Raw genomic sequence first — 18,398 nt, forward strand, 5'->3', positions numbered from 1 at the left:
GAATAATATAACAATTATTAATGAAAACTAGTTCAATGTTCCGTTTTTTCTTATTAGCGTATCAGAAACAGTTGCTTGAATGAACTTGTGATGGAAATCTTTTCAACATTTTTTCCATTCACCTGCCCTCCTCCTTCCCCCAGATGAACCAACCTCTGCCGACCGTTTTCTCAGTTACTTTCGATAGAAAGAAGGAGTCTAATGAAAAAAAGAATACTGATCACCCTATTGTCATTCGTTATTTTGCTTATCGGCTGCACTAAGGCAGATGAAGAACTGTCAGAGACCGTTGCGCTTGGCATCGACGCACGACTGGAATATACAAACCAGTCTGGAACGGGTTGGGCCTATTATCAACCAGCGACCTTAGAATTGCTGATTGCAGGCAGCCAAGCCGAACTGGCTATTTTGGAAGAACTTGATTCTTCAGACGAAGACCTTCAGCAATTGATCAGCCACACGAGTGATTTGATGGCAACCGCTGAACGAGCGTTAGTGGAGCGTCGGATCGATGTCCCTGCTTGGTTTGCCGCTCGCATTGGTCGTAGCCAAGCCCTTGCTGCAATCCATGAAAAAAGTCCGATCATCCTCAGTAATCAAGACAACCTCAACAGTCTACTAGAGGTAGCAAACGAAACGATTCCTGAAGCCGATCCGCGGGAAAAGCTGGGGCTTTTGGCAGACGATATCGAGCAGCTTCAGCAGCTCACAGAAGATGCGCTTACTCTTCATCGCACAATCGAACTTGACGATGGACTCACTGCCACTGTTTACCACACAAGCGAAACGAATGTTGACGTCTTCGTTTTTGCGATGCCCGATGAGGAGTACGCATCTGGGTTTACTGTTCTTAATCGGGAAACTGCCGACGAGCAAAAAGCTGCTTTCTATGAAACGATTTTACGAGCGCTCGCCGTAAATATTCCTCGTGAATCATTGATGTTTATGAATCGATTCGATCAATCTTCTGATGAACATCAGCTGGCGGTGATGACCTATGGCTTTGATCATGACATTGATCAAGACATGGTCACTACCGTGTATCAACAGCTTCAAGAAGCAAACGCCAAACAAGAAGCAACTACGGCTTTGCAGCAAGAGCAAAACAATGACGAACAAACTCAGACCGAGAATGAAGGATCTTCAGAACAAAGACGAGCGATAGCTCGTGCCGAATCCTATACGAACCTCATGGCTTTCTCACGTGCACGATTGATACAACAATTAGAATTTGAAGGGTTTACCCATAATGATGCACAATGGGCAGTTGATCAGCTCACGATTGATTGGAACGAGCAGGCGTTGAAGAAAGCAAATAGTTACCATTCCTTGATGAGTCTTCCTCCTGACAACATTCGCCGGTTATTGGCTTTTGAAGACTTTTCAGAAGAACAAATCGACTACGCGATGACAAACATAGGTAACTAAAAGCTAGCGAAGAAAAGGGCATCGAGATGCCCATATGCTGTTGTAGTGACCCCAAAAAGTTAGGTTTTTTGGTCTAACTTTGGGGGTCAGTTGATGTCCCTTATAATGTGACTATGTTTATACCCAAGAAAGAGCTCGATCTAATGCGTTCATTCGTACAAAATGGCGAGGTTTACTAGAGTCTCACGAGGAGGAGAAAAATGAAAAAACAAGTTTTGTTGCCTTTATTACTAATACTGTCCCTGATTTCAGGATGTGGGACGATAAATTCAGCAAGTCCTGAGGAACTTTCTGAGCGTATCGGTGCCGCTTTAGATGCCGGTTGGGAACATACCTATCATGCAGAAAATCTTACTTATGAGTTGAGTATTGAAAATCTCGAACTGATGATTCGAGGCAAAGAAGCAGAATTGGCCTTTCTAGACCAGGTCAATAGCAACTCAAAACAAAAGGCGGCATTTATTGAAAACACGGAAACAATGATCGCACTCGCTCAAGAAGCGATCGAAGCTCGCTATCTGGATATGCCCAGTTGGGTTGCCGCTCGGAATGGCCGTATCGAAGCCTTACTTGCCATCCATGAGGAAAGCCCGATCATCGTCAGTAGACGAGCAAAATTGCAAGAATTATTCAATGAATACGAAGAGGATTTGGCACTAGTGACAGCAGGGGCAAACAATGCACTTGCCGATGAAGAAGGGATCAATGAAGATACCCGAGAAAAGCTTGGGTTGACCCCTGATACACTTGATCGCTTACACCAACAAAGCGAAGACCAAGAAATCGAGTGGCAGACTGCTATTGATTTGGCGAACGGTGTGACCATGAATGTCTTTTCAACAAAACATGAGCCAGTGGAGATTCTCACATTTACGAATGCTGGCGAGATCTACCCTTCCGCAATCACTTTGTTTAATGGACAAACGACGGAAATCGTTCCCGAGATAATGACTCCTTACGAAGCCGTTTCCGCTTATTTCAACGAAATTGCCGATGCTGTTTATGAAACGATTCCAGTCGGTTATCGATTTCTAGTTGAATCACTATGGCTTGAACTGGAGAACGACAATCGTTTTCAATTCAGAACCTACGTGTTTGATAACGAAGTGACCGAGGAAACGATTTTAGCAGGGTTTCATCTCGCCCCGACTGTAGCAGCACGCTATGAGCGCGAAAACAATGCGACAGAACGAGAACGGGAAGCCTTTTTCCTAGTTAGAGCGCAAGGAAATCGTCGCTTTTATTCAAAACAAGAGATGGCAGAACTGTTAGAAACAGAAGGTTTCACTGCGGAGGAAACACAATGGGCATTAGAAACCCTTAATGTAGATTGGCATCGCCATGCTTTAGGACGCGCTAATCAATCCCGTCGGGTGTTAGGGATCCGTCAAAGAAATATGGCCGATCACCTTGAAGGGAACGGCTTCTTACCTGATGAGATCGAATTTGCGATTGAAAACATGGAAAATTAATATGTAGGGGACGAGACCCCATTTCCCATTTTGTCTTAGCTTAAACAAAAAACCGACCAATCTTCCTGTTTAAGATTGGCCGGTTTCTTTATTTTTTGGTTTTGATTGGTACCATGGCTTTGCGCCGATGCTGCTTCATTATTGCTTGAAGACCATAGACACCAACTCCGATAATTCCTGCAAAAGCCGAAAAAGCAATAAAAATCACAGGAGACGCCCCACTTTCTATTAATTGTTTCCCTTGGACAAAGAAAAATAAGCCCATGCTGATCAATAATGCTAGAAATAGTGATTGTCCCGCCCCGTTTTTTTTCATGCTTGCTCTCCTTTTACTTGATTATAGGTTATTCTCTCATTTCATGAATGAAAAAACCTCCATCTTAAGGCTGATTCTTTCTTTCGATGATCAGATTGATCCCATTCGGATCAGTCAAATGCAAGCGGCTGTCTGTTTCTAACTCATACGAAACGCCTCTTGCCTTTAGATGACTTCGTAACGTAGAAAAAGCCAACGCTGGCAAAACGATCGTAAAGTACGCTAAGCCTAGATCCTGTTCTTCCATAGCTGGAACATTTTTTCCCATCCAAATATTTGATCCGATATGGTGATGATACGCACCAGCAGCAAAAAACTTTGCTTGGCTACCAAAATCTGAAGTCAAACGCATGCCTAAAACTTGAGTGTAGAATTCTTCTGTTTTTGCCAAGTCCGCCACTTTCAAATGGACATGCCCCACCGTGGTGCCAACTGGAAAGGTCGTTTGAGATCGGTCAGCGGCTCCCAGCACGCCTTGCGCGTCCATTTCGATAGTAACGCCTACGATCTCACCATCTGCTCGAATATCCCATTCACTTATCGGTTTGTCACGATACACTTCGATCCCGTTCCCTTCTGGATCGGTCAGGTATAACGCTTCACTATATCCATGATCGCTGGCACCATCCAGGGGAGCTTTGGCTTCCAAATAATGAATCAGCATATTTCCTAGGTCTTTACGGCTAGGCAAAAGAAACGCCGTATGGAAAAGGCCTGTTTTCCGTGTCAAAGGCAACGGATCACTCACCTTCTCTAGAACTAAAAGCTCTTGCGCTCCCACGCCTAATCGCGCGTGATCTACACTTTGCTCCAATAAAGTCAGGCCGATCACGTCCGAATAAAACTGGCTCATTTTTTCTATGTTTGCTACTTTTAAAACGACTTTGCCAATTGCGGCTGCTGCATCGATTTGATAGGTTGATTGAATCATTTTCATCGCTATTTCCTCTTTTCTAAACAGTTAAATTCACTTGTACCTTTAAGTATAACACTAACTTTTAGTAAGTAAATAAATCTGCTTGTTGAGGAAAGGACTCCGTGATCTTCCGTGATTCCTAGAAACAAAGCATTTCCTCATCAGTCACAATCAAAGACAACTCGCTCACTTTTTCAGTGCTTCAATCAGTGAAATGGCTGGCTGCATCGCTTCTTCGGTCGTCCCTTCTAACACAACATAACAATATGGCTTGTATTCAGCGGTGATGGCCAATAGTTGGTGATAATCAATCATTCCTTCTCCCAATGGGACTACCTTGATTTTACCATCGATTACTTGATAGTCTTTCAAGTGCAAGCAAACGATGGCATCGCCAAAGCGGGAAAAAGCTTCCCTTGTCAAAGCGACTTGCTCTTGATAGTTCTTCGCAGTAATCAGATTGGTTGGATCAAAGATGATCCCTAAATAGTCAGAGGGTACCCGTTCCAGCAATTCTTGGATTCGGTCGATCGATGATAGTGGATGATTTAAGCCCGCTTCAATTCCTAGCATCACTTGATGTCTCTTAGCCACTTGGACCAAACGCTTGATCACCTGAACCAAATCATCGAAAACGACGTCACTGAAATTTTCCTCGGTATACCCCATATTTGGCAAAACCGAACCAGTTTCACTTGCGACCATAGCTGCATCAAAATATTTGGCATGTGCGAGATAGGTCTCGAATCTGGATGAAATCGCTTCCCGTTTTTCCAGATCAGGATGGATCAGATTACAATAACAACTTAATAAAGCGACCTGAACGTGAGATTGACCAAAAACACGGTTGAAAAAACGGCCTAAACCAGGGCTTAATTGCTCTGGCTCTGCCCATTGTGGGAAGGACTTATTTAATGCAAATTGAATGTTATGAATGTTTTGGGCGGCAATTTTTTGCGCTAATTCTTCTGGGGACCCATAATTCTTTAAATCATGCCCCCGAACAGTTAGTTGAAACATAGCTTCTCCTTTCTTCACTGCTTTTGAAGCAAAAAGAAGACCAAGCAGCGAATCACTTCAACTGGTCTTGGTCTTCAAATCATTCAGCAGTAGCGGCTCCTCACTTCATCCTTTTCTTCTCAATAGATCATCAGAACCTTTTGTAACCTTTATTGTTGTGAACGATAGTCTTCCGTGAACTCGTCAATGATTTGCTGTCCACCATTTCTTAAGAAGGTTTCGATTGCTGTATCAAACCCATCGATCTCGATTTCCCCAGTCATATATTGGTAGTAAGCGTCTGAGATTCCTTCAATCAAGCTTGACCATGAACGATCATAGGTTTCAGAGGTCAGCGATTGTGCAGGATTGATCACCGCAAACTCTTCATTTTCGCGAATCTTTTCATTGGCTAAGTTGACATATGGGTTGCTTGAAGGGAAAACTGTTACTAATTCTGATGGACGAGACGAAGAAAATGGTTGTACTTCTTGTTGCCACTTCGTATCATCCAAACGGACATAGACACCCTCATCATCAATTTCATAATGGACCCCTTCGATCCCTTGCGTCATCAACGTAAACGGCTCTTCGTCCATCAAATCATTGATAAATTTCAAAACAACACGTAAGTCTTCTTCGGTTTCAACATTGTTTTTCGGAATGGCTAACCAGCCGCCCATTCCACCATTGGTATCAGAAAGGATACGACGTTCCACATTTTCATGGACGATATCATTGATCAAGACCCATTCCATATGCTCTTCATCAGTACCAGCTGCATCATCAATGTAGTTACGTACTTCTTGCAAACCACTCAATACGATCCCACCACGACCTTGAACGATATAGTTCTTCTGATCATTTTTCGCCATTACCGCAAAATCAGAATTCATCCAGCCGTTATCATAGATATTACGGAACCATTCCATTGCTTCTTTGTATTCTGGTTGCATAAAGGATGGCATCACTTCATCATCATCCGTGATCGTAAACCAATTGTCTGCCCCAAAGTAACCTGAAAGCGAACGGAACCCAACGTTAAAGGACTCATCACGCTCTACGAAACCAACCGTATCATCCGCACCGTTTCCATCTGGATCATCTTCCGTAAAGGCTTGGGCGACAGAAGCTAATTCTTCTAATGTCGATGGCACGTCCAAGCCTAAATGATCCAACCAATCTTTTCTGACAAGGACGCCATAACGAGCGATCGGTTTTAAAAACGGAACACCATAGATTCGACCATCAATTCGAGAAGACTCTAACCGATCTTCGGAAATTTCTGCCAAATTCGGGAACTCTTCTAAATAGGGTTCCACATCCCAGAACATTCCAGATGCGAGTGAGCTGCGGACGGTTGTGTTATTGATTTCTGTCAGACTAACGATATCTGCTAAAGAATTCGACGCCAATGCTGCATTCAAGCGTTCTGTTTTTGAAGCATCTGGCACCCACGTAAAGTCGATCTCGACCCCTGTGTATTCTTCTAACTTTTGCGTGACATCTCCAGATGGTGGGGAAGCAGTATGTAGCATCGCCATCCACGAAATACTTGATTTTCCTTTGCTTTCTGATCCTTCAGGTGAACCTCCACCATCGCCGCAGCCTGCTAAAAACAGTCCAGCACATAATAATAAACTTGCAACTTTCAACTTTTTCATTTGTTAACCTTCTTTCTCTATTTTTAGGGAGCCATCATCGAGTGGATCTTTCCCTTGATACGCAAAATATTCAAAATCAGCATAGCTTTTGGCAAAGTGATCTAAATCATGGGCACTGATTCCAATGAAATTCCCCGTAAAACCACCAGACAAGAACTGGATGTTTTGCTTTTTAAAGGGATGCCACGTTTGTGCTTGCCGATAGAACCATTGGGCTTCTAGATAAGAACCGACTACTTTCAATCCGATCGGCTCACTTGCAGCAGCGAGGGGCAATTTATCTGGGAACAAGTGAAATTCTCCTTCACAACACCGCAGCAACCGAAGGACCTTGCCTTCTTCTTCATCATAGGTTACGTAGAAAAATAAATAGTTTTCTTCATTTAAGAAAAGCGACAATCCAGCCATCTGATTAAACGATTGGGGGTGGTATTCCATCACTGTTTCAGCTTCAAAACAAAAGTCTTGTTGACGAATCGCCAATAAGTGCTTATGAAAGTTCGATTGCATCGATTCTCCGCCGATCAATCGCAGATACCCTGGTCGCTCACTCAGATTGCACCACTCTTCATTGGGCAGCAATCGTCTACCGTTCCATGCTTTTTGCAACGATCCTTTAAAGTCATCAATAAAAACAGCAGGTGATGCCCTTTGCTTCTGAGCGTCGCTAGCGAGCCTGATGGTTTGATCGGGGATCGTATCGTTATTGCTAAGACGCAGCCATCCTTCGTGATCCCAATAGACGGTTTGTAGTGAAGTTTCTCGTCCAAGAATCGCTGCCCCTTCTACTGGCCGAGTCATCAAATAGCTCATGACCCATTCTCCTGATGGCGCAATCGTCAAACTGCCATGACCTGTACATTGAAAGGGGGAATCTTTGAGCTGATAGGCACTCATTATGGGAAAATGCGGATCTACTTCATAAGGCCCGGTGATGGTCTTACTACGACAAACCGTTACCGCATGACCTGCACCCGTTCCTCCTTCTGCCGTCAGTAAGTAATAAAACTCGTTATGGTAATAAAGATGCGGTGCTTCGGTCTTCGCCAGCTGGGTTCCAGAGAAAATCGGCACTCTGTCACCGATCAAGCGGCCTTGTGCTTCAGAGTATTCCTGGAGCACGATCCCTACCGATTTATTTGGTGTATCCTTACGATAATCCCAAAGCGCATTCAATAACCAGATACGCCCCTCTTGATCATGAAACAAGGACGGATCAAAGCCACTACCATTTAAGTAAATGGGCTCACTCCATGGCCCATGAATCGTAGGAGCCGTGATGAGATAGTTTCGACAGTCTTTGAAAGGGCGCGTCGTGTTGCGAACATTTGTATAGACACAATAGTATTGTCCGTTTGCGTAACTGATTTGCGGTGCCCAAATGCTGCCATTTGCTGCGTTGCCTAATAAATCCACTTGATTGGTCAGAATATCTGTTTCATGGGACCAATTGACTAGATCTTGGGAACAGTAGACCCGAATTCCTGGTAACCACTCAAAGGAAGAAACCGCTAAATAATAAGTATCCTCGACTTCTAAAATACTCGGATCAGGATGAAACCCTCTTAAAATCGGATTATTGATTATTGCCTTCATGCAACCCCTCCTTGTTTGCTGACTGCGTCCGTTGTTTTTTTCTTGTGTCGGTCATCACGATGGAGAAAACAAAAACCCGCCGCTAAAAAGAAACAAAAGGCAATCGGAAAAGCGAGCATTTGACTACCAATCAATGTCACGACACCAGTCAAAAAATAAATAGCACAAGATTGCTTTCGATAATTACGATAGCGAACAAGCATCGTCGCCACTGAAACCAATATCAGGAGTGCCAACAGCGTGAAGCCAAACCAAGCACCGAGTGTTTTAAATTGCGCCAATGCTGCTTCTGCCGTCATTTGATTCAGTATAGTGGGAAACGCACGTTGAAAGATCTCTTCGAACTGCTGGACAGTCATTTGATTGATCGCCAAGGAAAAGCCGCCCATCAACACCAGAGCGAGAACCATCCCGATCCAGCCAGACCATTTTGCCTTGCTCATTTTTCTATCACTCCTTCAAGAGTCACCCATTCAGGACGTTGGGGACTTCTTTGGTAACAACACATTCGCTCCGTGAATGTGACCGTTTGGTGGCTCGCTGTTTTTCCCCAATCAGACCATCCGCAAGGGGCGAGCTGTTGATCAAAGCAGCAGGATAAAAAGGTGACTTTGGCGTCATTACGCCAAGGGCGGCCTAAATAATAGGCTTTGTCCCCTGTCACCCGACACCGATCGAAGGTTAACCCGCTTGCTTGTTTGCTGGTTGAGGCAGCAGTAATGTAGTTCGTTTGTGGTGTATTTTTACAATGCAAGTGACACTCTTCAAAGGTGGCGGAACCACCGCCAAAAATAAAATCGACTGTTCCACTGATCTTGCAATGCAAAAACAAACTCTGTTGTTGGTCAAAGATTGTCTTTCGCCAAGGACTGATCATTGGTTCGCCTTCTTTGGTATATTTTGGTAATGGACCCAGGCACAAGGTATCTTGAAAAGCATCGAGATGACAGCGTTCGAAGCGAATGTCATCCCCTTCGATATAGACGGCAACTGCTTGCCCGACTGCTCGCCCATCCCCTGCGTCATTGATGATGGTCAGGTTTTTTACAAAGACTTCTCGGCTATTGATAAAGAGCGTCGCTGTTTGAAACGTTCCTCTTTTTTGCCCATTTTCATCGGTTTGCTCGGCAGCCAAGTGGTAGCATAAGAACGTGTTAGGTTCCGCGATCAACGTAAGCTGGTTCTTATAGATTTTCACCTGTTCTTGATACACGCCAGTGGCGATCGTGATTTCACAAGGTACGTTTAAGGCTTCAGCAGCCAGCACGGCTGCTTGGATACTCGTAAAATCACCCTTTTGCGGCTCTTTACTAACCTTTAGCTTGATAGGAGGTGCTGTTTTAGAAATTCGATCCACTGCGCTCTCATCTCCTTGGTTTCTTCATGACCACCTGGCAAGCAACACGCCTGCCAATGCTCCTTGTAGCCTATTGCTTCATAATGCTGCCCGAGCTGCTGATCCAAACGAGCGACACCGCTTGAGGGACAGCCACGATCCTCTTTGCCAACCAAACTTAAACGCGGGCGTGGTGCGATCTGTTTTTGGATCGCCGCAGTCGTAAAGTCTTTCAACACATTAGGAACATAATAGTAAAACCCATGTTTGCTTAGACGATCCTCTTCGATCAATGCTTGATAGTCCACTTGTGCTGCCATGTCCACCACCACTGATATCCGTTCATCAAGCGCTGCCAACCACCAGCTCATCAAGCCGCCCATGGAAAGTCCCAGTGTGGCGATAGCGGAATGTTTCACTTCTTTGCGGGAAGCAAGATAGGTCAAAAACTGTTGATTGTCATAGATTCGTTGTCCCCATAATGTTTTGCCTTGCAACAGAAACCGCTTGCATCTATCATTCTCACCGTTTTTTCGTTCGCCAAAGCCCCACATGTCGATCACCCCAACGGCGACGCCCAACTTCATAAATGTCGCGAATAGGCTTTCTTTTTGCATATAACACGGACTTTGTCGAAGTTCTTCTTTCCCCATCGTGAAGTCGCCGCCATGAGAATGATTGAACAAAACGAGTGGAACAGGTTGCTGAGAGCTAGGATAAGCAAAGTATGCAGGGACATCCTCTTCTTGATTTAATCGTAGAAGTAAATGTTCCAAGGTATAATTTTGCACTTGCTCTTTTGTTTGCTGAACCACTTGTGGTGCAACTTTCATATCAGGACCTAGCAGCTGTAGTAACTGAGGATCCCTCACAAAAAATCTCCTTGAAATGCCAGAGGCTGACGATTCTCAAATGATTGTGTGACGGTGATTTCCCGACTATTCTCGATATGGAACGCTTCAGTTACGCCTTCCAAATTGATACGATCAAACTGAATATTCCGTCCACAGCCAATATAAAAGCCTTGTTTTGTCATCTCTTCGATACCTGTCATCATCGCAGGCTTTCCAGGAATCGGGTGTTCAGCCATAGAGATGGCAATATCTTGGAAAGTGATATCTGAAATAAATTGTTCAGCCAAGCCATAAACAAACCCAGCGGCCGCATGGACATTCCGAGCCGAGATATTTGCAAAATGGATTCTCCGGAAATGAGGGGTTTCATCGGTGATCGGGTACGGATTCTTATCCCAAACATACTTTTCTTTGCCTTTCGGTCCACAGAAATAGTAAAGATTTAAAGTGAATGGACAGATAACATTATCCATCACAATGTTATTCACTCGAATATCTTCGATCGTTCCGCCACGTCCCCGACGGGATTTCAACCGAATCCCACGATCAGTATCTTGAAAAATACAGTTACTGATGGTGACATTACGAATATCGCCGCTCATCTCACTACCTAGAACGACTGCCCCATGCCCATGAAGCATATGGCAATTTACGATCGTGATATTCTCACAAGCGACCCGTTCTTTGGTGTCCTCCGTTCCTGATTTGATGGCGATACAATCATCACCAACATCGATATGACAGTTACTGATGCGGACATTTTTACAAGATTCAGGATCGATCCCATCCGTATTTGGCGAATCCGCTGGATTTTTGATGCGAAGATTATCGATCGTTAGATCTTGGCAAAGAATCGGATTGACGGTCCAACTTGGTGAATCGACAAGACGGATATCTTTCAACGTAATTTGCTGGCAAGAGTCAAAACTGATTAATTTTGGTCGTGGATAAGCAAGCTGTTCACGGTTTTCCCGAAAGGTGTTCCACCATCTTTGCCCTTGTCCATCAAGCATTCCTAATCCTGTGACAGCGATATTTTCCGCATTCTCGGCATATAAACAAGAGGCATAAACTTCCCGTTTGACCCCTTCCCAGCGAGACACGACGACGGGATAGTCTTTGGGATCATCAGAAAATACTAAGGTCGCCCCCAATAGTAGGTGCAGTTCAATATTACTTTTTAAAAAGAGCGCTCCTGTCGGATAGCGTCCTGCGGAAAAAGTGATTCTGCCTCCTCCTTGTTGATGCAATTCATCAATTTTTTCTTGAATCGCTTCTGTCAACAGACCTTCTTTTCCTTGTAAATCAGCTGTAGTCAATTGGATATTCATTTCTTGCTTCCTTCCTCCGTTAGTGGTTGCAGCAGTAAACTCGCTTGTAAAAAGGCACCGTATCCTTTGAAATCATTCGTGATAACGGGTTCACTGATATAGTAAACAAACTTACCATCCCGATCATCTGGTCCACCAAGACCAGCAACTTCACAGTTTCTGATCAGATTCAACCAGCCTTCTTTTGTTAAAAAGACAAACTCATCAAGCAATCCTTGATAGGTCTCTTGGGCAAACACTTGCCATTTTTGATCGATGATCCCTGCTTTGACTGCTTTCGCTGTTGCGTAACAAATCATTGAAGAAGCGGATGCTTCTAAATAATTCCCACGCTCACTGCCTTTATCTAAGACTTGATACCACACTTTTTTCTGGGGATCTCTTACTTTAGCAAGAGCTTCTAGACAGGAGACAAACATTTTTTCTAATGGATTCTTCTGCTCTGATTCCCCTAATAGCACCATCGTATCTGCGAGTGCCATCATGAACCATCCCATTGACCGTCCCCAGAAATTTTTTGAACAACCGGTCTCAGGATCTGCCCACGGCTGGACTTTTTGTTCATCCCACGCGTGATACAAAAGACCCGTTTTTGGATCTAGGGTATGCGTAAAGCATAAGGTGAATTGCTTGATTACATCTTCCAATGCTTCTTCTTTCTCAAATGTCAGTGCGTATTCTGTCAAAAATGGGGCCCCCATATATAAGCCATCTAACCACATTTGATAAGGATAGATTTTTTTATGCCAGAACCCGCCTTCGCTTGTTCTTGGCATCTGCTGTAATTGTTGATACAGCGTGTCCAAGGCGATCTTGTATTTTGAAGCACCTGTTTCTTTGTATAGTAAGAATAAACATTTGCCATTATTGATGTAATCGATATTCATCGCATCCATCTGATAGTTTTTGATACGACCGTCTTCGTCAATATAAAAATCCATCGTGTTTTGGATATAATCAAAATAGCGTTTATCACCAGTTTGCTCATAGGCTTCTTTCACGCCTTGTAAAACGACCCCGATGTCATAGGACCATTTTCCGTGATAAATTTTTTCTTTGCATAAGTAGTCATAGCGCTCAAATAATGTGTTCAAAGCAATTTCCGAATAGTTCTTCATGTACGATACTTCCTTTTATTGTAGTCTCCTCAATTCATAGAGCTATTCAATGAATCCGTTTTACTGGCTGTATTTCATGAGGGTTCAGCTTGTTTTGCTATTTTCAGGTGTTCTCTAGTGACCGTTTTGTTTGCGGACCAGTAAAAGTCTTTGAGCCGTTTTCTTTAGATAATGACCTCATCTCCTTTGCTGGCAACGGTTTGCTCCGTAGTCGATGCCGTTTTTGAAACCACCTGATCTGTATCAATTGGGTGGATATCTTGAAGAATTTTTTTACCAGCAAGGGCAAAAACACCACCAACTAAGCTGCTACCCATCAAAAAGAGGCCGATCAAGAAATAACTGCCCAGGACTAAATAGCCAACGATCAAAATCGTCCAACTTATGATCGAATAATGCAGATAGCCTAAACCTAACAACGCACTCCCCCGCAGGATCTCAAACACGGTCACAAAGTTGGTGGCTGCCATGACGGTATACACATGCATGAATAAAAAGAGAAACGCAATCAAAAAGAGGACATTCGCTACTTGGATAAACCATGGAAATGGCGCAAATATATTGGTGATCACGATCGCTGCAATGATCAGAAACAACCAACTGATCAGCACCGATTGTCGGAACCGTTCTTTACTATAGTAGAAAAAACTTTTGATCAAAGGCGGTCGTTCATGAAGACGAAGCCAGCGATCATAATATTTCATCATGGCATACGACGCAGGACCAATGCCAAAGAGGATCCCTCCCAGGAGAGTCACACTGAGCCAAAGAAAGTGAAGTGCGATCAGCGTCAAAAATGCGAGTAATCCTTCGTTGATTTTCGTGATCTTTTCGATCGTCATGTGATCCCTTCTTTCTTAATAAATCCCGTCTTCGCCAATTTTTTTCGCCAAACGATTCGCAAAGATAACGAGGATCAAGCCAACAAGTCCTTTAAACAGCCCAACAGCTGTCGAGTAACTCAATTGACCATTTTGAATCCCGGCGGTATAGACAAAGGTATCAAAAATTTGGGCAACCTCACGGTTCATTGAGTTCATCAACAAGAACATATGCTCAAAGCCCATATCTAAGATCGAACCGATCTTTAAAATCAATAAGGTTACGATCGTTGGACGAATACAAGGCAATGTGATATGCCACATTTTTCGTAGCTTACCAGCCCCATCCATATCCGCCGCTTCATAAAGCTGTTCATCAACATTGGTAATAGCGGCTAGATAGACGATCGTCCCCCAACCGGCACCTTTCCAAAGATCTTGGAAAATGTACATTGGACGCAACCACGTGCGGCTTGTTAGAAACGGGATACGTTCGCCACCAAGGCTTTCGATCATGTTATTGATCACACCACCTTCTGTCGTTAATAAAACATAGAAGATGGAAACAACGATGACCCACGACATAAAATGAGGCAAATAAATGATGGTTTGAATCCCCTTTTTCAAACGGCGATTGTTTACTTCATTTAGCATAAGTGCCAATAATATAGGAAAAGGGAAGGAAATCGTGATATTTAAGAAAAACATGATCAGTGTATTGCGCATCAACATCACGAAAGTATCTTCAGTAAAGAGCCGAATAAAATGAGTGAAGCCAACAAAGGGGCTTCCTAGGATCCCCAAGAATGGTTGGTAGTCTTGAAAAGCGATGACCAAACCGCCCATCGGTATGTAACGGAAAATAAGAAAATATAAAATCCCAGGCAATACCATAATATAGAGGGCACGATTTTTTCTGATTTGCGCCCATTTTTTCTTTTTCAGCCGCAGCCGCTGTTCTTCTTCATTAAGTGGTGAGAAGTAATTATCAACTTTTGTTTCCATACTTGTTCCTCCGAATTTTTTTGATTTGATAGTCCCATGGTAGCGTGAAAAAAAGATAACGTATATAATCATTTTCTCAGCTTTGAAAAGGCATACATTTTTTAGGATTATTTCTCAATCGAATTGGAAAACCCTTGATTTATCAACGTTTATCACTATTGTGAATTTTTTAACATGTAAAAGTGATTATATACGTTGTCCCCGCCTCATGATACGTTGGAAGTACCTATTTAAGTAAAAAAAGATGGAGGTTTTTTCTATGCAACAAACCCTGAAAAAAACGAACCGCCCGAAAAGTGAACGGGTCGTTCAAGGATTTATTATTGGCTTTCTGCTACTCTTCACCTTAACGTGTCTCTTACCTTTTCTAAACATTCTCGGAAGCTCCTTTGCTTCTTCTTCTGAGATCGCGACACGAACATTTATCATTATCCCACGTGAATTTAGCTTAAATGCTTACCGGTATATTCTCTCGACACCCACGATTTTTACGAGTATTGGCGTTTCCCTTTTCGTGACCATCGTCGGAACGGTTCTTTCAATGATCTTGACCTCTTTTATGGCCTATGCTCTTTCGAGAAAATATTTGTATGGACGCGGCATCTTCAACTTTATTGTCGTATTTACCATGTTGTTTAGCGGTGGGATGATCCCAAGTTTTATTTTGGTACAAAGCCTCGGCTTGATCGATTCTCTCTGGGCATTGATCTTACCGAGCGCCATCAGTGCATATAATATGATCATTATGAGAAACTTTTTCCAAGGGATTCCTGATAGTTTAGAGGAATCCGCAAAAATGGATGGTTGCTCTGATTGGGGCGTCTTTTTCCGTATCATCTTACCCCTTTCCTTACCATCGATTGCGACGATCTCTTTGTTCTACGCTGTTAGTTATTGGAATACTTATCAATCAGCAATCTTGTACATCAATGATTCAGCGAAATGGCCGATCCAAGTGCTCCTTCGACAAATCGTGATCGTCTCCAGCGGGATGAACGCTGATGCCGCTAGTGTCGATGTTGTCCCCCCAGCACAATCCGTAAAAATGGCCGTGATCGTCGTTGCGACTCTGCCAATGTTGATCGCCTATCCCTTTGTCCAGAAGTATTTCGTGAAAGGTGCAATGGTTGGTTCCGTCAAAGGGTAACCAACAGGCAGCAAAGAAAAAAGCGCTTTTGATCAACGATCAAAAAGCGCTTTTTTCTTTTAGTCTTTGGATCGTTTGCGATACTCTCCAGGGGTCATCTGTTCTTTCTTTTTGAAAAAGCGGATGAAGTTTTGAGAGTTGGTATATTGAAGGTTGGCTGCGATTTCCTTGATCGTCATATCCGTTTCCCGCAACCATTTTTTGGCGATTTGCAACCGATAGTTTTGTAAGTAATCGGCAAAGTTGATGGATAATTCCTTTTTAAACACATTACTTAAGTAATTGGCATTATAATGCAGCTGTTCAGCAATGCTATCTAAGGAGAGATCTTGATCGTATTGTTGGTGTACGATCAAGACCATCTTTTCAGACAAGGAGCGAATTTCTCGATCTGTTTTGGCTTGTGTCGTTTCAACGATAGGTAAAACTAACTCATGATAGATGTTTTGCTCAACTTTGAACAAACTAGTTTGGTTGAGCACGGATTGATAAACTTTACGACTATTCTGCAAGCTGGTATGATCCGCTCCTAAGAGTTGCCCTAGCTGAACGATACTGTTGATCAACTTAAACAAGGCACTTTCAATCGTCAACGGATTTTTGTTTTCATGAATGATTTCCCGTACGACTTCCGTGTAACTCGCTTTGATGGTCGCTAGTTCCCCACTACGCATCGCATCCAAAAAGGTGCTTTCTGCTTCTCTAGGGTATTGAACGATCGCATTATTGTCTAATTGTGCTGCAATGTCGTCAAAAAAGATAATGACTTCTTCCCCTAAATTCATTCGATAGTGCAAGGCTTCTTTGGCGTTATCAACCGCTAATTTGGTTTCTACGAGGCGGTCGTAGGATTGTGAGACCCCACAACTTATTTTGATTTTCAAGTAATCTTTTGCCGCTTGATGGATCTTTTGACAATAGGTCAATACTTGTTTTTGGTCAACTGATTCAGGAAGCTTTAAAATCGTTCCTTGGGTTTCTTGACTGGAGATGATTGGTTGAAAACGCAAATTTTCTGGAATGATCTCAGAAACGAGATTCTCGATGGCAAGCAAGAAAATATCAATAGTCGCTGTTTCTCGTCCACACAAATCATCGATTTGAATCAGTAATACGGCAAAGTGTTCTGTTTTGGATACTTCATACCCAAATTGTGACAGTTTTAAGTGAATATCTTCTTCTGAGATACAGCCGCGAAACAAGTTTAATAGAAACAAGGATTCTAATTCGGGCTTTTGATGCTCGACTTTGACGGCGAGATCGTGGTTTTGATGTAAGACCTGGTCGATATCGGAAATCAACTGATTGACTTCTAATTTCTGACCTTGTTTTTTGGGCTTTAAAAGCTCACCGATCCGATTGATGGGTGAGGTAGCCACGATCGCAATGCGATAGGATACTAATAAAAAGAGGATGATCAAAAGACTGCCAATCACGATCAAACCGCTTCTTAATTCACGGATTGCTTGTGAAACGCTAGCAGGCGCCAGGCGGATCACATGATACCACTGATTGTAATCCGATTGTGTGACCACATACTTATTGTTTTCTTTGTCAGTGAAGATGCCATCGCCGTGGGCAGCTGCAATCATTGTTTCTTGTAAGGCAGAATCGATCACTTCACCATTATCGAAAAGCAGTTGTCCGTCTGCATGAAAAATATTCAAAAAGGAATCGTCATGATCTGCCACCAACTGCGCAATGGTATGGTCTTGGATTTCAGCGATCCCCAAAGCAGTGGTTTCCTGTCGAAACACAGGCAGCGTCATCACCATTTTTAAATAGCCATCTTCTGGCAACCAATACAAGTAGCGTTGGTTGTCGATCAACGCTTGAAAAGCAGCGAATTCAGTATCATCGATCTGTTTTAAGGAGCCTTCTTCGATTTTCCAATGCTGGTTCAAATTCACCAATTGGTAACTGGCGTTTTCGATCCCCATCACACCAATGTAAGCCAGTTGTGAATTGATCTCTCGTACTTGTCGATAATTCGTCACAGAAAACGGCTGTTCCATCGTATCGGAAAAGCTTTGTGTGCTACTGTATGTAGAAAAGGCATACTCCACCATCTGAATTTTTTGATCCAGATTTTCTTTGACTTGGTTGACCAAATTATGTTGACTTTGCAAAAATGTTTCTTGAATGTTTTGATACGTTCGATGATAAATGACCCCACTAAACCCAATGATTAAAGCGCTACCAATTAGAAAAATCAAAATAAATATTTTATAAAACAAGTTGGACATTTGATGATAGCTTAAAAAGAATTTCATAGACTCCCTCCCATTACCTAACTATCTTCTTTTATACTAGCACATCCCAGAAAAAGTTCCTATGTTATTTTGAAAAATGTTTCACGTGTGCATCCTTGGTGTATTGACATTCTCGTGGGAAC

General features: G+C 43.0%; 16 protein-coding genes. 3 read left to right on the forward strand and 13 right to left on the reverse strand.

What is annotated here, in order from left to right:
• Positions 1-201: 201 nt before the first annotated feature.
• Positions 202-1,428 carry an Ltp family lipoprotein gene (locus tag IGK14_RS09690; RefSeq protein ID WP_010749565.1) on the forward strand — a complete coding sequence of 409 codons (1,227 nt, stop codon included), beginning with the start codon at positions 202-204 and terminating at the stop codon, positions 1,426-1,428.
• A 200-nt stretch (positions 1,429-1,628) separates the two neighbouring features.
• The gene (locus tag IGK14_RS09695) at positions 1,629-2,900 is read left to right on the forward strand and encodes a hypothetical protein (RefSeq protein ID WP_010749564.1); all 1,272 of its coding nucleotides are present in this window, start codon (positions 1,629-1,631) and stop codon (positions 2,898-2,900) included.
• 88 nt (positions 2,901-2,988) lie between these two features.
• Here IGK14_RS09695 and IGK14_RS09700 read toward each other — a convergent pair whose 3' ends face one another.
• From IGK14_RS09700 to IGK14_RS09755, 12 genes are all read right to left on the reverse strand, one after another.
• Entirely contained in the window at positions 2,989-3,216 is a 228-nt protein-coding gene (locus IGK14_RS09700; protein ID WP_005229963.1) for a hypothetical protein, read from the reverse strand.
• Positions 3,217-3,280: 64 nt separating this feature from the next.
• A complete protein-coding gene (locus tag IGK14_RS09705) occupies positions 3,281-4,153 on the reverse strand; it encodes a VOC family protein (protein WP_010749563.1) in 873 nt (290 codons plus the stop codon).
• 165 nt (positions 4,154-4,318) lie between these two features.
• Positions 4,319-5,152: a sugar phosphate isomerase/epimerase family protein gene (locus IGK14_RS09710; RefSeq protein WP_438712130.1), complete on the reverse strand. Its 834-nt coding sequence runs from the start codon at positions 5,150-5,152 to the stop codon at positions 4,319-4,321.
• Between the two features lie 149 nt (positions 5,153-5,301).
• A complete protein-coding gene (locus IGK14_RS09715) occupies positions 5,302-6,795 on the reverse strand; it encodes an extracellular solute-binding protein (protein ID WP_438712132.1) in 1,494 nt (497 codons plus the stop codon).
• Positions 6,796-6,798: 3 nt separating this feature from the next.
• Positions 6,799-8,391 carry a glycoside hydrolase family 43 protein gene (locus IGK14_RS09720; protein ID WP_010749560.1) on the reverse strand — a complete coding sequence of 531 codons (1,593 nt, stop codon included), beginning with the start codon at positions 8,389-8,391 and terminating at the stop codon, positions 6,799-6,801.
• Positions 8,388-8,834, reverse strand: coding sequence for a hypothetical protein (locus IGK14_RS09725; RefSeq protein WP_010749559.1), 447 nt, complete (start codon positions 8,832-8,834; stop codon positions 8,388-8,390). Before IGK14_RS09725 ends, IGK14_RS09720 begins: the two co-directional genes overlap by 4 nt.
• Entirely contained in the window at positions 8,831-9,748 is a 918-nt protein-coding gene (locus tag IGK14_RS09730) for a pectinesterase family protein (RefSeq protein ID WP_010749558.1), read from the reverse strand. Before IGK14_RS09730 ends, IGK14_RS09725 begins: the two co-directional genes overlap by 4 nt.
• Complete coding sequence (locus IGK14_RS09735; protein WP_010749557.1) at positions 9,709-10,599, reverse strand: dienelactone hydrolase family protein; 891 nt, start codon at positions 10,597-10,599, stop codon at positions 9,709-9,711. Before IGK14_RS09735 ends, IGK14_RS09730 begins: the two co-directional genes overlap by 40 nt.
• The gene (locus IGK14_RS09740; RefSeq protein ID WP_010749556.1) at positions 10,596-11,912 is read right to left on the reverse strand and encodes a glycoside hydrolase family 28 protein; all 1,317 of its coding nucleotides are present in this window, start codon (positions 11,910-11,912) and stop codon (positions 10,596-10,598) included. The genes IGK14_RS09735 and IGK14_RS09740 overlap by 4 nt, the downstream gene beginning before the upstream one ends.
• Positions 11,909-13,030: a glycoside hydrolase family 88/105 protein gene (locus tag IGK14_RS09745; protein ID WP_438712135.1), complete on the reverse strand. Its 1,122-nt coding sequence runs from the start codon at positions 13,028-13,030 to the stop codon at positions 11,909-11,911. The genes IGK14_RS09740 and IGK14_RS09745 overlap by 4 nt, the downstream gene beginning before the upstream one ends.
• Positions 13,031-13,194: 164 nt before the next feature.
• Positions 13,195-13,872, reverse strand: a complete 678-nt coding sequence (locus tag IGK14_RS09750) for a YesL family protein (RefSeq protein WP_010749554.1) — start codon at positions 13,870-13,872, stop codon at positions 13,195-13,197.
• A 15-nt stretch (positions 13,873-13,887) separates the two neighbouring features.
• Positions 13,888-14,856 (reverse strand): ABC transporter permease, encoded by a 969-nt coding sequence (locus tag IGK14_RS09755; RefSeq protein WP_005229934.1) that lies wholly within the window; start codon positions 14,854-14,856, stop codon positions 13,888-13,890.
• 259 nt (positions 14,857-15,115) lie between these two features.
• Here IGK14_RS09755 and IGK14_RS09760 point away from each other — a divergent pair, with 259 nt between their 5' ends.
• Positions 15,116-16,003 carry a carbohydrate ABC transporter permease gene (locus IGK14_RS09760; RefSeq protein ID WP_010749553.1) on the forward strand — a complete coding sequence of 296 codons (888 nt, stop codon included), beginning with the start codon at positions 15,116-15,118 and terminating at the stop codon, positions 16,001-16,003.
• Positions 16,004-16,062: 59 nt separating this feature from the next.
• On the opposite strand, the gene IGK14_RS09765 is transcribed toward IGK14_RS09760, so the two are convergent.
• On the reverse strand, positions 16,063-18,276 hold the full coding sequence (locus IGK14_RS09765; protein WP_010749552.1) for an AraC family transcriptional regulator: 2,214 nt from the start codon (positions 18,274-18,276) through the stop codon (positions 16,063-16,065).
• Positions 18,277-18,398: the final 122 nt, after the last annotated feature.

The organism is Enterococcus sp. DIV0970a (genome assembly GCF_051711265.1).
GTDB lineage: Bacteria > Bacillota > Bacilli > Lactobacillales > Enterococcaceae > Enterococcus_D > Enterococcus_D casseliflavus.